The 15018-nt window shown below is 67.5% G+C and carries 15 protein-coding genes; 11 read left to right on the forward strand and 4 right to left on the reverse strand.

Features of this window, described 5'->3' with window-relative positions:
- Positions 1-33: 33 nt before the first annotated feature.
- A complete protein-coding gene (locus tag ACP156_RS22630) occupies positions 34-804 on the reverse strand; it encodes an IclR family transcriptional regulator domain-containing protein (protein ID WP_425053625.1) in 771 nt (256 codons plus the stop codon).
- An 85-nt stretch (positions 805-889) separates the two neighbouring features.
- Here ACP156_RS22630 and ACP156_RS22635 point away from each other — a divergent pair, with 85 nt between their 5' ends.
- The 4 genes from ACP156_RS22635 to ACP156_RS22650 are packed head-to-tail and all read left to right on the forward strand — an operon-like array spanning position 890 to position 4680.
- Entirely contained in the window at positions 890-1282 is a 393-nt protein-coding gene (locus tag ACP156_RS22635; RefSeq protein WP_425053626.1) for a Rieske 2Fe-2S domain-containing protein, read from the forward strand.
- A 28-nt stretch (positions 1283-1310) separates the two neighbouring features.
- On the forward strand, positions 1311-2537 hold the full coding sequence (locus tag ACP156_RS22640) for an aromatic ring-hydroxylating dioxygenase subunit alpha (protein WP_425053627.1): 1227 nt from the start codon (positions 1311-1313) through the stop codon (positions 2535-2537).
- A gap of 7 nt (positions 2538-2544) precedes the next feature.
- Positions 2545-4002 carry a glutamine synthetase family protein gene (locus ACP156_RS22645; RefSeq protein WP_425053628.1) on the forward strand — a complete coding sequence of 486 codons (1458 nt, stop codon included), beginning with the start codon at positions 2545-2547 and terminating at the stop codon, positions 4000-4002.
- Positions 4003-4005: 3 nt separating this feature from the next.
- Positions 4006-4680: a hypothetical protein gene (locus ACP156_RS22650; protein ID WP_425053629.1), complete on the forward strand. Its 675-nt coding sequence runs from the start codon at positions 4006-4008 to the stop codon at positions 4678-4680.
- Here the strand turns inward: ACP156_RS22650 and ACP156_RS22655 are convergent, their stop codons facing one another.
- The gene (locus ACP156_RS22655; RefSeq protein ID WP_425053630.1) at positions 4681-5586 is read right to left on the reverse strand and encodes a LysR family transcriptional regulator; all 906 of its coding nucleotides are present in this window, start codon (positions 5584-5586) and stop codon (positions 4681-4683) included. It abuts the gene before it with no gap.
- An 85-nt stretch (positions 5587-5671) separates the two neighbouring features.
- Here ACP156_RS22655 and ACP156_RS22660 point away from each other — a divergent pair, with 85 nt between their 5' ends.
- The 4 genes from ACP156_RS22660 to ACP156_RS22675 are packed head-to-tail and all read left to right on the forward strand — an operon-like array spanning position 5672 to position 9911.
- Positions 5672-6919 carry an NAD(P)/FAD-dependent oxidoreductase gene (locus ACP156_RS22660; RefSeq protein ID WP_425053631.1) on the forward strand — a complete coding sequence of 416 codons (1248 nt, stop codon included), beginning with the start codon at positions 5672-5674 and terminating at the stop codon, positions 6917-6919.
- A gap of 28 nt (positions 6920-6947) precedes the next feature.
- Positions 6948-7913, forward strand: a complete 966-nt coding sequence (locus ACP156_RS22665; RefSeq protein WP_425053632.1) for a Bug family tripartite tricarboxylate transporter substrate binding protein — start codon at positions 6948-6950, stop codon at positions 7911-7913.
- A 16-nt stretch (positions 7914-7929) separates the two neighbouring features.
- Positions 7930-8391: a tripartite tricarboxylate transporter TctB family protein gene (locus ACP156_RS22670; RefSeq protein WP_425053633.1), complete on the forward strand. Its 462-nt coding sequence runs from the start codon at positions 7930-7932 to the stop codon at positions 8389-8391.
- Positions 8391-9911 carry a tripartite tricarboxylate transporter permease gene (locus ACP156_RS22675; RefSeq protein WP_425053634.1) on the forward strand — a complete coding sequence of 507 codons (1521 nt, stop codon included), beginning with the start codon at positions 8391-8393 and terminating at the stop codon, positions 9909-9911. Before ACP156_RS22670 ends, ACP156_RS22675 begins: the two co-directional genes overlap by 1 nt.
- A 37-nt stretch (positions 9912-9948) precedes the next feature.
- Here the strand turns inward: ACP156_RS22675 and ACP156_RS22680 are convergent, their stop codons facing one another.
- Both ACP156_RS22680 and ACP156_RS22685 read right to left on the reverse strand, forming a co-directional pair.
- A complete protein-coding gene (locus ACP156_RS22680) occupies positions 9949-10755 on the reverse strand; it encodes a hypothetical protein (RefSeq protein WP_425053635.1) in 807 nt (268 codons plus the stop codon).
- Complete coding sequence (locus ACP156_RS22685) at positions 10752-11516, reverse strand: IclR family transcriptional regulator (RefSeq protein WP_425053636.1); 765 nt, start codon at positions 11514-11516, stop codon at positions 10752-10754. The genes ACP156_RS22680 and ACP156_RS22685 overlap by 4 nt, the downstream gene beginning before the upstream one ends.
- Positions 11517-11705: 189 nt before the next feature.
- On the opposite strand from ACP156_RS22685, the gene ACP156_RS22690 reads away from it, so the two are divergent.
- Genes ACP156_RS22690 through ACP156_RS22700 form a run of 3 tightly spaced genes read left to right on the forward strand, consistent with a single transcriptional unit; the run spans position 11706 to position 15015 of the window.
- Positions 11706-13037, forward strand: a complete 1332-nt coding sequence (locus ACP156_RS22690; protein WP_425053637.1) for an amidohydrolase family protein — start codon at positions 11706-11708, stop codon at positions 13035-13037.
- On the forward strand, positions 13034-14437 hold the full coding sequence (locus ACP156_RS22695; RefSeq protein WP_425053638.1) for an FAD-binding oxidoreductase: 1404 nt from the start codon (positions 13034-13036) through the stop codon (positions 14435-14437). Before ACP156_RS22690 ends, ACP156_RS22695 begins: the two co-directional genes overlap by 4 nt.
- Positions 14434-15015: an NAD(P)H-dependent oxidoreductase gene (locus ACP156_RS22700; protein WP_425053639.1), complete on the forward strand. Its 582-nt coding sequence runs from the start codon at positions 14434-14436 to the stop codon at positions 15013-15015. The genes ACP156_RS22695 and ACP156_RS22700 overlap by 4 nt, the downstream gene beginning before the upstream one ends.
- The last annotated feature ends 3 nt before the right edge of the window (positions 15016-15018 follow it).

Here is a 15018-nt window from a genome sequence, read left to right on the forward strand (position 1 = left end):
GGCTCCCTGCCTTTTTCGTTGCACCGCCAGCCTCTAACCGCCGTGGCCCATGCCGCGCTGATAGCCGAGACCCAGTGCCGCGCGGCGCAGGATGTCCAGCACGCGGTTCCGGGTGGCCGGGTCTTCCATCGCGTTGACCGTGGCGGTGGTTCCCAGCGCCGAGGGCACGCCGCCGATCTGGCCCACCGGCACCGCAAGCGCTCCGGCGCCCATCTCGAACTCGTTCTCGACATGACAGTGACCGGCGGCTGCCGCTTCGCGGATACGGGCGCGGATTTCGTCCGGGTCGGTCTCGGTCCGTTCGGTGAAACGCTGCATGTCCATCCCGGCAAGCCGGGCATCCAGCGCGTCGGGCGCAAGCTGGGCCAGCAGCATCCGCCCGATGGCGGTGGGCAGAAGGGGCAGGGTGCTGCCCGCCGAAAAGCCGAAGGACACCCGCGCCGAAGATGTGGCCGAGCGCGCCACGTAGATCGCGCGCGGTCCGTCCAGCACCGCAAGCGCGATCTCGCCGTCCAGTTCCTCGGCGAAGCGGTCGAGGATCGGCTGCACCGCGCGGCCGTAGTCGTGGCTGGTCAGATAGCCCGCGCCGATCGCCAGCGCCTTCGCCGTCAGCTCCAGCGCCCGGCCGTTCTGCACCAGATACCCGCAGTCGATCAGCGTCAGGCACAGCCGCCGCGCGGTGGCCCGGTCGAAGTCGCACAGCCGCGCGACATCGGCCATCGTCATGCCGCGCTGGCCGGTCTCGAAGCACTCGAGAACCTTTAGTCCCTTGGCGAAGGTCGAGGCGTTTTCACGGGTGCTCACGTTGACAACTCCGGTGCTGGCACGATATCGTTCATTAAACGACAATATGTTCAAATAACGCACGACCGACAGGAAATCAACCCGAATGACCGAGACTGCACAGCCCGCCGTTTCCGACTATGACGGCAACCCGGACGCCTGGGTTCAGATCGCCAGCAGCACCGACCTCGACATTCCACGCCCGGTCATTCCGGTGACGATCAACGGTACCCGGCTGGTGCTGTTTCGCGACGACGAGGGCGTGCTGGGCCTGATCGGCCGCAACTGCCCGCATCGCGGGGCGGACCTGTGCTATGGCCGGCTTGAAGACAACGGCCTGCGCTGCCCGTTCCACGGCTGGCACTTCGACCGGACCGGACAGTGCGTGGAACAACCCGCCGAACCGGAAGGTTCTCAGATGTACAAGGCGATCAAGGTGCCTATGGTACCCGTAATCGAAACCGACGGGCGCATCCTTGCGCGCATCGGCACCGCCTGACCCGCAGCCCAGACAAAGGACCAGTCACATGATCAGCCAGGAACTGAACGACCAGATCACGCGCGTTGGCCCGGGCAGCGATGCGGGGGCCGTGCTGCGGCGCTATTGGCAGCCCGCGGCGCTTACCGACGAGCTCAAGCGGGGCCTGCCGCTTGCGGTGAACCTGATGGGCGAACGCCTTGCGCTGGTGAAGGGCGCCGATGGCGAACTGGTGCTGGCCACCCGCGACGCCTCTGCCGACGAGGCGCCAAGCTTCAGCCCCGACGCAGAGGACATCGTCCTGACCGAGGGCGGGCCGTCCTATCCGGCGGTGGAACGCAATGGCATCGTCTTCGCCTACATGGGGCCGGGCACACCGCCCGCCTTCCCGGACTTCGACTGCTTCCGCGCGCCCGACAGCCACGTCTTCGCCTTCAAGGGCCTGTGGGAATGCAACTGGCTTCAGGCGCTGGAGATCGGCATCGACCCGGCGCATGCCTCGTTCCTGCACCGCTTCCTGGAAGACGAGGATCCCGACGACAGTTATGGCAAGCAGTTCCGCGACCGCGCGGCGCATACCAACATGCCGATGACGCAGGTCCTGCGCGAATACCCGCGCCCCGAGATCCGGGTCGAAGAGACCGACTATGGCCTGAAGATCATCGCCCTGCGCCACATGGAAAACGAACTGACCCACGTGCGCGTCACCAACCAGATCTTCCCCGAAGCCATCTGCATCCCGATGTCGCGCGAGATGACGATCACCCAGTGGCACGTCCCGATCGACGATGAGACCTGCTATTGGTACTCGATGTTCACCAGCTTCCAGAACCCGGTTAACAAGGACCTGATGCGCGAGCAGCGGCTGAAGGAACACCGGCTGCCCGACTATGCGCCGCTGAAGAACATGTCGAACGACTATCACTACAACCCGGAAGAACAGGCGAACCTGACCTATACGGGCATGGGGCTGGACATCAACGTTCACGACCAGTGGGCGGTCGAGGGCATGGGCGCGATCCAGGACCGGACGCAGGAACACCTTGGCCGCAGCGACGTGGCGATCATCCGCTATCGCCGGATGCTGCGGAAGATGATCGCCGCGCTTGGCGAAGAGGGCGGCGACGGCGCGCTTCCGATGCGTGACGACGCGGCCGCGTCGATCAAGGGGCCGCTGTCGAACGACGCCATCGCGACCACCAGCGAATGGGAAACCGCAAGCCATGCCGCAGACATGGAACGGCGCGCGGCCTGCCCGTGGGACGCGACGGTCTGATCCCGGCATGAGCGCGAACATCAGGGACCTCATCGGTCAGGGCAAGCTGGCCGGGGCAGGGCTGTTGTCGGACGACGCTGTCGCCCGCGCCGCCGAGATCGTGAAGCGGGTCGAGGCCGAGGGGATCGAGACGATCCGCCTGCTGTTCCCCGATCAGCATGGCATCCTGCGCGGCAAGACCGTCGCCGCGCGGACGCTGACCTCGGCTTTCGCGTCGGGCATCGGGGTGCCGTCGACGCTGTTGTTGAAGGACACCTCGCACCGCACCGTCTTCGACGTCTGGTCGGGCGCGGCAGAGGTCGACGGGCTGGGCTTTCAGGGCGCTAGCGACGTGCTGCTGGTGCCGGACCCGGACGCCTTTCACCTGCTCAGCTGGTCGCCGCACTCGGCGATCATCCTGTGTGACGTGGTCCAGCGCACCGGCGCGGCCGTCCATTTCGCCTCGCGCACCGTGCTGCGGACGGCGACCGAGAAGCTGGCCGAGGCCGGTTTCGCCGCGACCATGGGGCTGGAGGTCGAGTTCCAGGTCTACGAATTGACCGGCAACGGCCTGGACCACACTCAGGCCACCATGCCCGGCGCGCCCGTCACGACCCGCAACACGACGCAGGGCTACCAGTACCTGACCGAGACCCGCTATGGCGAGGCCGAGGATCTTCTGGACGAGTTGCGCCGCGCCGCCGAGGTGATGGGTCTGGCCCCCCGCTCGATGGAGATCGAGATGGGGCCCAGTCAGTTCGAGTTCACTTTCGACGCTTCGGACCCGATGGGTCAGGCCGACCGGATGGTGCTGTTCCGCACGCTGGTCAAAGAGGTCTGCCAGCGCCGTGGGCTGCACGGCAGTTTCATGGCGAAGCCCAAGCTGCCGAACGCTTCGGCGAACGGATGGCACATCCACCAGTCGCTGCAAACGCTTGAGGGGGCCAATGTATTCGTCCCCGACGCCGATGGTGTTCCGACGCCCGAGGCCAGCGCGTGGATCGCGGGCCTCCTGGACCACGCCGCCGCCGCCTGCCTGATGACGACGCCGACGGTGAACGGGTACAAGCGCTATGCCCCGTTCCAGCTTGCCCCGAACCGCATCCAGTGGGGCACCGACAACCGGGGCGCCATGATCCGCGCGCTGTTGTTCGCGGGCGACAACGCCAGCCGGATCGAGAACCGCGCGCCCGACACCACCGCCAACCCGTATTACGCTTTGGCGGCGCAGATCCTGTCGGGGCTCGACGGTCTGACGCGCGGGGCCAAGGCGCCGCCGGCGACCGACAAGCCCTATGAAGGGGCGGACAAGCTGCCGCCCAGCCTGATCGCCGCCATCGAGACCTTTGAGGCCAGCCCGCTGTTCCGGCAGACGCTTGGGGACGGGTTCGTCACCTATCTCTCGCATCTGAAACGGGCCGAGTGGGACCGCTATCTGATGACTGTTTCCGAGTGGGAGCAGGCCGAATACTTCAACCTTTTCTGACGCATGAAAAACGAAGCTCAGAAAGTGGTTCCGGTATCCGGCGACCTGTTCGAGGACACGATGGACGGCTATTTCCCGTTCCGCGAAAGCGTGCGGCAGATGCTGGCGCGGAACGGCTTCGCGGCGGCGTGGATCTCGCTGGCCCATGCGCCGATGATGGACCTGCCCGACATCGCCCCCGACGCGCCGGTGCCGTTGCGCCTGCGTCCTGAGGCGGCTGGCACCATTCGCAGCATGTCCGTGGTCGCCATAACCGGCTATGGCGGCGTGCAACTGCGCGGCGCGGCGCGGTGGTCGTGGTTCGGGCCGCGTACCGGTGCGGACAGGGCGTTCAGCCCCGACTGGCGGCTGGCCGAGCCGGTCTTCGTGCGGGGCATTGGCCTGATACCCGCGATCGACGGGGAAGCGGCACTTGAAACCAAGGGGTTCGGCCGGATCGCGATGGGGAACGATCAAAGCCCCGTCGTTCTGTGCCGCGATGGCGCTCGGGCCGGGGCGGACACCCGCCTTTGGGGCGTCGATGCGCCGGACGGGATCATCCGCGAAGACCTGTTGCCGCGTCCGGGCCTTTTCGGTGCGCGCCCCGGCGGGGACGGCGGGGCCGATGAAACACTTGCGGTCAGCCTGTCCGACCCGAAGCGCTCCGCACTGGCCGAGCGGATCGCGCTGGACCGCTGATCACTCGATGGTTTGCGCGCCTTCGGGCGGGTTGGCGATGGCGAAGTCGCGAAAGGCCTGAGCCGCTGGCGACAGCGCGTGGTCTTTCCGTTCGTAAAGCATGAACCGGCGCGGCGCCGGGTAATCCGCCAACTCCCGGAACGCCACGCCGAACAACGGCGCGAAGGCGACGGCATAGGCCGGGGCTGCCGTGGCATAGTGGCCGTCCCGCAGGATCGACAGCGCGGTGATCAGGCTGCGGACCCGGATATCGCGGCCGTGATCGCGATCGGGCTCTTGCAGGATCGTCCGCTGCATCAGGCCGCCGAATTCGTCCGAGTAGTGAATCCACGTCATCCGTGCGACATCCCGCGACCGGAAGTCCTTGGCCTGCGCCAACTCGGACCCGGCGGGGAGCGCAATGTGGATCGGCACCTGCCAAATGGGCGTCGCCAGTATCTCTGGCGGCACGGTGCGTTCCGGCCCGATACCAAGCTCGGCGTCGTTCTGGCCGACAGAGGGAGCGACGCGGTCGGTCACGGTATCCACGATCTCGACCCGCACGTCCGGATAGCTGCCCCGGAACGTCCGCAGCGCCTGTGGCAGCCAGGCGGCGGCAAGGATCTGGGGCAGGGCGCAACGCAGCTTGCCGCGCCTGAGGTCGTTCAGCCCGCGCGCGGCGTCGGCCACCTCGGCCAGTTCGGTCAGCGCGCGGGTCAGGCCCGGACGCGCCTCGGCCCCGAACTCGGTCAGCGCCACGCCGCGCCCGGTGCGGACGAACAGCGGCAGCCCAAGGGCGTCTTCCATTTGCCGGATCAGCATGCTGACCGCCGACTGGGTCAGGTTCAACCGCTCGGCCGCGGTGGTGAAGCTTCCGGTGTCCGCTGCGGCCTGAAAGGCGCGGATCTGCTTGAGCGTGACCGTCATAAGAGAACCTGATGGATCAAGAAAATCTATTCGTTTGTCTTGTGGCTGGCGGTCCCCGATAGTCAAGCGAAAGAAAAGGGGCCTCATGCATATAGGAATCGTCGGGACCGGGATCGTCGGGGTCGCCACCGCCGGGTGGCTGCAACGCGACGGGCACACGGTGACGTTCTTCGACCCGGCCGAAGCGGGGACGCAGACCTCTTTCGGCAACGCCGGCTCGCTGTCTCCCAGCGCGGTGCTGCCGGTCGGGATGCCCGGCATGTGGAAGCGGGTGCCCAAGTGGCTTCTGGACCCCGATGGCCCGCTGGTGATCCGCACCCATTACCTGCCGACGGTGCTGCCGTGGCTGATGCGGTTTCTGGGGCATATGTCCGAGGCCGAGGTCACCCGGATCGCCACCGCGATGCGCGGCCTGCTGAACCCGGTGTTCGACTGCTACATGCCGCTGCTGCAACGCGCGGGCGCGTCCTCGCTGGTGCGGCGGAACGGCTGCCTTTACGTCTATTCCTCGCGCGAATCCGCAAAGCGCTGGAACTTCGGAACCCAGTTGCGGCGCGACCTTGGCGTCGAGATGCAACCCGTTGAGGGCGAGGCGCTTTTCGAGTTGGAGCCCGACCTGCGCGGCAGCTTCGGGTTCGGTCAGTTCGCGCCCGAGAACGGCTCTACCCCCGACCCCGAAGCGCTGGTGAAGGCGATCTACGATCAGGCGATCACCGATGGGGCCGCGCATCTCAGGAACCGCGTCACCGGCTTCCGCAGCGCCGACGGGCTGATCGACGGCGTGACGCTGGATAGCGGCGAGACGGTCGCCGTGGACGGCGTCGTCGTCGCGGCGGGCGCGTGGTCCGGCGAACTGGCGAAGCAGCTTGGCGCGAAGGTGCCGCTGGAAAGCCAGCGCGGCTATCACGTGACCATCGCGGACCCCGGCATTAAGTTGAACCGCAACGTGATGGCGGTGGAACAGAACATCATGGTCAACCCGATGTCGATGGGCCTGCGCCTTGCCGGCACGGTGGAATTCGCCGGGCTGAAGGCCGCGCCGAACTATGCCCGCGCCGAGGCGCTGCTGGGCGTCGGCCGCAAGGTCTTCCCCAGTCTCAAGGCAGACACCTACACGCCCTGGATGGGGCACCGGCCTTGTATGCCGGACTCGATGCCCGTGATCGACCGCGCGCCGCGGTTCGAGAACGCCTGGCTGGGCTTCGGCCACGGCCATGTCGGCATGTGCGGCGGCGCGACCACCGGCCGAGAGATCGCACATCTCGTGGCGGGCCGGTCGCCCGAAGTCGACCTGCACCCGTTCCGCGCCTCTCGCTTCAAACGCGCGGCATGACAACAAGACCAACAGGAGAGAAGACAAAATGAAGAATATCATCAAAGGCTTCGCCCTCGCGGCGATGACACTCACGGCGCCGATGGCGATGGCGCAAAGCTTCCCCGAAAGCCCGATCACCATCGTGGTGCCGTTCCCGCCGGGCGGCTCGACCGACCTGCTGGCGCGCAAGATCGGCGAGTCCATGGCCGAGACGCTGGGCCAGCCCGTCGTCGTCGAGAACCGCGGCGGCGCGGGCGGCACCGTCGGCGCGCATTATGTCACGCAGGCCGATCCCGACGGCTACACCCTGCTGATGGGCGTCACCGGCTCGAACGCGATCAGCGCCGTGCTGCGGGACGATCTGCCCTACAGCCCGACCGAGGATTTCGACCCGGTCAGCATCGTTATCTCATCGCCGCTCGTTCTGGTTGTCCAGTCGGACAGCGACTTCGAAAGCGTCCAGGACGTGATCGATTTCGCGGCGGAAAACCCCGAGACCTTCACTCACGGAACCCCCGGCGTCGGCACCTCGATGCACATGGCGGCGGAGCTCTTCGGTCTCGAATCCGGCACCACGCTGCTGCACGTCCCGTATTCGGGCAGTGCGGACGCGCTGAAGGATCTGCTGGGCGGCCAGATCGACTCGATGTTCGGCGACATCCTCGTGACATCCGAGCACGTGAAGGCGGGCACCCTGCGCCCGTTGGCGGTGACCGGCACGCAGGAACACTTCCTGCTGGAAGGCGTGCCCACGATGGCCGAAGCCGGGCTTGAGAACTACGCCGCCTTCTCGTGGCAGGGTCTGTTCGCCCCGGCCGGCACCCCGCCCGAGGTGCTGGACACGCTGTACGGCGCCGTCTCGACCGCGCTTGCCACCGACGAGCTGAAAGCGGTCTTCGCCGAGCGTGGCTTCCTTGTCGAAGGCATGGCCCCGGCGGACTCGAAGGCCTTCATCGCCTCCGAGGTTGAAAAGTGGGGCCGCGTCGTCGACGCTGCCGGTCTCAAGCAGTAATCGCCGGAGACCGCCAATGGCGCGCGAAACAGGCACCATGCTTCGCAGCCTGATGGCCGGTGGGGTGGTGGCGGCGTTCGGAGCGTTCGTCGCCGCCATCGCACTGACGTACCCGCTGGGGTCCGCCTTTCGGCCGGGCCCCGGCTTCGTTCCGCTGGGCATCGGTCTGATCATGATCGGGCTCGGCATCCTTGTGGCCGTCGAGGACGTCCGCGCAGGCGTCGCCCCGACGCCCGAGGCCGTCCCCGTCTGGCGTCCGATGGTCGCCACCGTGGCTGGCATCCTTGTCTTCGCGCTGCTGCTGGACCGGGTGGGCTATGTCCCGTCGTCGATCCTTCTGGTGCTGATCGTGGCGCGGGGCGAGCGGGGCCGCAACTGGCTGACCGACCTTGGGATCGCGGCCTTCATGGCGGTGTTCGGAACCCTTGTGTTCATCTGGGGTCTGGGCCTGCCGATCGAACCTATCGTGGGACTGTGATGGAAATTCTTCAGGGTCTGGGCCTTGGCCTGCAAACGGCGCTTGGCCCGTCTGCGCTGCTGTTCTGCTTCATAGGCGTGACGGTCGGCACCATCGTCGGCGTGTTGCCGGGCGTGGGCGCGCTGGCCGCGATCTCGCTGGCGCTGCCGCTGACCTATTACATCGACCCCACCGACGCGCTGATCATGCTGGCCGGCATCTTCTACGGCGCGCAATACGGCGGCTCGACCGCGTCGATCCTGCTGAACCTGCCGGGCACGGCGACGGCGGCGATCACCTGTCTGGACGGGCACCCGCTGGCTAAGCAGGGCAAGGCGCCGCTGGCGCTGTTCGTCACGGCGATCAACAGCTTCATCGGCTCGTCCATCGCCATCGTGCTGTTGATGTTCTTCGCGCCGCTGGTGGCGCGGGTGGCGCTGAATTTCGGATCCGCCGAGTATTTCGCGGTCATGCTGCTGGGCCTTGTCGCGGCCTCGACCCTGACCGTCGGCTCGCCGTTCAAGGCGCTGGCGATGGTGGCCTTCGGCATCGCGCTGGGGCTGGTGGGGACGGATGTGAACACCGGCCAGTTCCGCTATGACTTCGGTCTGCTGCCGCTGACCGACGGGTTCAGCCTTGTGGCGGTGGCGATGGGCCTGTTCGGCGTGGCCGAGATCATCGCCAACATCGGCCAGCCGCCGGGCACGCTGCACCAGCTGGGCCGGGTCCGGTTCAAGGACATGCTGCCCGACCGCCAGCAATGGCGCGAGATCTGGCCGCCGACGCTGCGCGGCTCGGCCATCGGGTCCTTCGTCGGCGCGCTGCCGGGGACGGGGCCGGGGATCGCCTCGCTGATGTCCTACGCCGCCGAAAAGCGGATCTCGCGCAATCCCGAGAAGTTCGGCAACGGCGCTTTGGAAGGGCTGTCCGCGCCAGAGGCCGCCAACAACGCCAGCGTGCAGGCCGCCTTCATCCCGACGCTGAGCCTTGGCATTCCGGGCGACGCGGTGGTGGCGGTGCTGATGGGCGCGATGATGCTGCACGGGATCTCGCCGGGGCCGAACCTGATCAACGATCAGCCGACGATGTTCTGGGGCCTGATCATGAGCTTCTGGGTCGGCAACCTGATCCTTCTGGTGCTGAACATCCCGCTGATCGGGCTGTGGGTGAAGCTGCTGAGCATCCCGTATCACGTGCTGTACCCCTGCATCTTCGTGTTCATCTGCCTTGGGGTCTATTCCGCCGACAACTCGACCTTCGACATCTTCGTGGTGCTGGCCTTCGGGGTGGTGGGCTATGGGATGCGGCGCTTTGGCTTTCCGGCGACGCCGGTGCTTCTGGGCTTCATCCTTGGCCCGCTGCTGGAGGAACATTTCCGCCGCGCGATGCTGCTGGCGCGGGGCGATCCGCTGGTGTTCCTCGAGCGCCCGATCAGCGCGGCGTTCCTTGCGGTGTCGGCGTTGCTGCTGGCCTCGGCCTTCTGGCCGCGCGGTCGCAAGGGCAAGGCCGAGGAAGCGGCGGACAGCGGACTTGATCCCTGATCCGGCGTCTCAGCCTCGCGCTGTAACCGATTGAAAGTCAGACCTCAGCGCCGCCCAGCCGGGCGGCGTTGCGCATCAGGCAGGCCACCGTCACCGGGCCGACGCCATCGGGCACATGGGTCAGCCACGATGCATGTCCGTTCAGGCTGTCGGCGTCCAGATCGCCCACAAGCCGGTCGCCTTGCCGGGTGATCCCGATGTCGATGCCGATAGCACCCTTGCCAAGGTGGTCCCGCCCCAACAGGCAGGGACGGCCCACGGCGGAGAAGACGATTTCGGCATCTCGTGTCTCGGCGGCAAGGTCTCGGGTGCTGGCCTGCGCCACGCGCACCGTCGCCCCGGCGGCGATCAGCAACAGCGCCAGCGGACGTCCCACCACGGGCGAGGCGCCGACCACGGCGGCGGTCCTGCCCGACAGCGGCCCCGCGATGTCTTCGGCCACGCGAAACGCGGCGTCGGCGGTCGGCGGCACGACGCCCGGACGTCCCAGCGCCAGCGCCCCTGCGTGCAGCGGGTGCAGCCCCTCGGGGTCACGGTCCGGGCCAAGCATCTCGGTCAGTGTCGGCGGGTCGATCCAGCCCGGCAGCGGGTGGATCGGCAGCACGGCGCCCTGTGTCGTGTCCAGCAGGGCGCGAAGCTCGGTCAGGCTGGCAGGATAGTCGCGCACCGTGACCGGAAACCCGGAGCGGGGCGCGAGGCTTTCGATCCGCGCGGCATAGGCGGCAGCGGGCGGAGCCGAGGCATCGCGAAGCACCAGAAGGCTGGCCCGCGCGGCAGCGGGATCGGCGCGCAGGCCGTCAAGGATGCCGTCCGCAAGGGCGTCGCCCCGGAAAGTCCTGGTCACAGGCTGGTGCCGATATCGACCGCGCACTGGCGCAGTTCCGCGATCAGGGAGCCGGGCATTTCGGCGGGATCGAAACGGTCGGTGGGAAATAGGATCGACACCGCGCCCTCGATCACGCCATTCGCGCGGAACACCGGAAAGGCCACGGAACTTACGCCGTCGATCAGCCCGTCCGCCAGATAGGCGAAGCCGCGCTGATGCACCCGCGCGATGGCATCCTCTAGCTCGGGGCCGCGCTCGACGCCTTCGGGCCAGTCGCCGGCGCCCACATGCGCCAGGATCGCGTGGCCGGCGGCGGTGCTGGCCAGCGGCACATGGGTTCCGATCGCCACGCGGTTCAGGGTGAACGAACCCTTCACCTGCGCATGCGCCACGTAGGTCGCATCAATACCGTCGCGCAAGGCAAAGGAAACATTCTCGGAAATCGTCTCGGACGTGCGGCGCAGGATCGGCTGGATGATCTGCGCGATCCGGTGCCCGTCGGTGAAGCCGCGCGCCAGACGCAACACGCCCACGGTCATCTCGAACCGCTGGCCCGTCTCGCGCAGGATGCCCATCTGCAACAGCGTCCGCACCAACCGCCGCGCGACGGACCGGTTCAGGCCGGTCTTCCGCGCGATCTCGGCCAGCGTCAGTTGCCGGTCGTCGCCGTCGAAGGCCATCATCACCTGCAACCCCTTGCGGAAGGTCAGCGAGATCTCGGTCTCGTCCACCTTGCCAGAGTCGCCATCCGCACCCGTGGTCGTTTCGAAACTGCTCAACAACACGCCATCCCAGCAAAAGTTCGGGCAGGTAAGCGACAGGGTGCTTCCCGCATTGGGCTGAAACAAAGGCATCCCGTTCGGGAAGTTGTCAAGCGCCGGGGGCGGCTCTTGACAGTTGGCAATCCTAACGGAGAATACCTACTAACGAACGAATGTTCCATTATCGAACACATGCAGCGGGGCACGATGCGGATCAGCACAGACGATGACGGCACACGGGCGACCGTGGCGCATGCCCTCGTTTCGGGCGCGCCCGTCGTGCTGTCGGGTGTCACGGTGCCCGGAACGCTGCTGTCGGGGCTGGACGGGCGCGCCGCGTCCGGCAGGGCCGCGTCCGGCATGCGCACCACGGATATCGGCATCGCCGGTGGTCGCTTTCGCAGGCCCGCCGATCTTGCCGGTGCGCGCCGGGTTCAGGCTGCGGGCTGGACGCTGCTTCCGGGGCTGGCGGACGCCCATGTGCATCTCGACAAGACCTATACCGTGTCCGAGACCGGAATGGCCGATGGCACGCTGATGGGCGCGATCCGGCTGCATTCCGAGGTGTCGGGCAGCTGGACCCGCGCCGACCATCTTCAGCGCATGCGCCGCGCTGTGGCCGAGGCCGCGGCCGCCGGAACGCGCCACTTGCGGACCCATGTCGACTGCCCACGCCCGCCCGACCAGATGCCGGGCTGGCAGGCCGCGCGTGCGGTGCGGGCCGAGGGCGACGTGACCGTGCAGCTTTGCGCCCTTGGCGCGCTCAGCCGGGCGCAGGACGCGGATTTCACGGACCGCTGCCGTCAGGTCGCGGCAGCGGGCGGAGTACTGGGCGCCTTCGTCGCGCCGGGGCAGGCGGACAGGGCGCTGTTCGAGGATTTCCTGAAAGGCGCAGAGGCGCATGACCTCGACGTGGATTTCCACATCGACGAAGGGCTGCACCCCGGACCCGCCTCGCTGCCGGTGCTGGCAGAGGCAGTGCTTGCCACCGGCTACAAGGGGCGCGTGCTTGCAGGGCATGGCTGCGCCCTGTCGCTGCAACCCGAGCCCGAGCGCGCCCGCGCGCTGAACCAGATCGCAGAGGCCGGGATCGCCGTCGCCTCGTTGCCGCGCACCAACCTTTACCTTCAGGACCGCAGCCCGGACGGCACGCCGGTCCGGCGCGGCATCACCATCGTCCACGAGATGCGCGCGCATGGCATCCCGGTGCTGTTCGGTGCGGACAACGTGGCCGACGCCTATTACCCGTTGGGCGACTACGATCTGCTGCACCTTTTCGGCGAGGCGATGACGGTCGCGCATCTGGATCAGGACCCGGACGGCTGGATCGACGCCATCGCGGGCGTTCCGGCGCGGGCGATGGGGCTGGACGGCGGGCGCATAGCGCCGGGGGAGGTGGCCGATGGGGTGCTTGTGAAGGCGGCCGACTGGCCGGGCCTGCTGACCGCGCCGGTCGCGGGACGGTTGGTCTTGCGCGACGGGGCGCCGTTGAAAGAGGATTTCGGCAGCATCGCCGTGACGCAAGGAGACATGGCATGACTCGTCCGGACATTGAAAGCTGCAAGACCGCACTGCGGGCGGCGGGCATCCCGCCGGAAGACGCCGCCGGTCCGGTGCAACGCAAAAGCCGCGACTTCTACTGGTACAGCCCGATCCTGAAGCGCCAGCTTGCCGAGGTGACGGGCGACTTCATCGTCTCTCCCCGGACCGAGGACGAGGTGCGCACCGTGCTCGCCACCTGCTATGCCCACTCGGTCCCGGTCACCGTGCGGGGCGGCGGCACCGGCAACTACGGCCAGTCGATGCCGCTGAAGGGCGGTTGCGTCCTGTCGACTGCGGAACTGACCCGCCACGAGATCCACGAAGGCCGTCTGGTGACCGAACCCGGCGCCGTGATGGCCGACCTCGAAACCGCCTGCCGCGCCAAGGGGCAGGAGTTGCGCCTGTTCCCCTCGACCACAGCGACCGCCACCATCGGCGGTTTCATCGCGGGCGGGTCCAGCGGCGTGGGCGCGATCCGGTGGGGCGGCCTTCGGAACCCTGCCAACATCCTGAAACTGCGCCTTCTGACGATGGAGGCCGAGCCGCGCGTGATCGAGCTGGACGGGCACGACGTCCACAAGGCCGCCCATGCCTATGGCGTGAACGGCGTGATCACCCGGCTGGAACTGCCGATCGACCCTGCGTCCGACTGGATCGGCGTGCTGGTCGGCCTGCCGGACCTGTCCGCCGCTTTGCGGTTCGGGCTGGCGGTGGGCGGGCAGGACGACATCCTGTGCCGCATGATCTCGGTCTTCGAGCCGGGCATTGCCGAACGCTACTTCCTGCGTCACCGCGCCTTCCTGACCGAGGGCGAGGGGCTGGTGGGTCTCTATGTCTCGCGCGAGACGCTGCCCGCGCTGGAAACCTTCGCCACGGCCCAAGGCGCCGTGATCCGGTTCCGCGACGGGCAAAGCGAACAGCGGGTGCCGCCGCTGTACGAGATCGGGTGGAACCACACCACGCTGCGGGCAATGAAGGTCGATCCCGATACGACCTACCTGCAGATGATGTTCGGCGACGATCCTGCTGCCGAGGCGGCCCGGCTGAAGGCCCGGTTCGGCGACGAGATGCGGCTGCATTTCGAACTGACCCGGATCATGGGCAAGGTCCGCGCCGTCGCGATGCCGCTGGTGAAATATACCGACGAGGCGCGGCTGGAAGAACTGGTGACGCTGCTGGAGTCCGACGGCTTCACCGTCTTCAACCCGCACCGCGTCACGCTGGAGGAGGGCGGCATGAAGGCCCCCGACTTGGATCAGCTGGAGTTCAAGCGGGAAACCGACCCCCGTGGGCTGCTGAACCCCGGCAAGATGATCGCGTGGGAGGACCCGGACTGGGTGCCGGTGGCAGGGCGCACGTACCTGTTCGGAGAAACCGCCAGAGAGGGCGCGGAATGAAAGTACACGTAGTCTATGCCCACCCGCTGAAGACCAGCCTTGCGGCGCGGCTGCACGAGACGGTGGTCGAGAACCTGACGGCGGCGGGGCACGAGGTCGACGACCTTGACCTTTACGCCGACGGCTTCGACCCGGTGCTGTCGCCCGAGGGGCGCAGCGATTACCACGAGGTGCCGAAGAACCGCGCCTCGGTCGATGACTACGTGTCGCGGCTGCAATCCTGCGAGGCGCTGGTGCTGTGCCACCCGGTCTGGAACTTCGGCTGGCCCGCGATCCTGAAAGGCTATTTCGACCGGGTGTTCCTGCCCGAGGTGTCCTTCGTGTTCCAGAAGAACCGGCTGGGGCCGGGGCTGACCAACATCAAGCGGTTGACCAGCGTCACCACCTATGGCTCGAAACGCTGGCGTGCCATGGTGCTGGGGGATGCGCCCCGCAAGAACGGCACCCGCTTCCTGCGCGCCGTGTGCAATCCAAGGGTGCGCGTGGATTACCATGCGCTCTACAACATCGACCGCGTGGGGCAGGCCGAGATCGACGGCTTCATCGACAAGGTCGGCCGCAAGATGCGGGAGTACTGAGAC

Source organism: Psychromarinibacter sp. S121 (assembly GCF_049801035.1).
In the GTDB taxonomy this organism is placed as follows: domain Bacteria; phylum Pseudomonadota; class Alphaproteobacteria; order Rhodobacterales; family Rhodobacteraceae; genus Psychromarinibacter.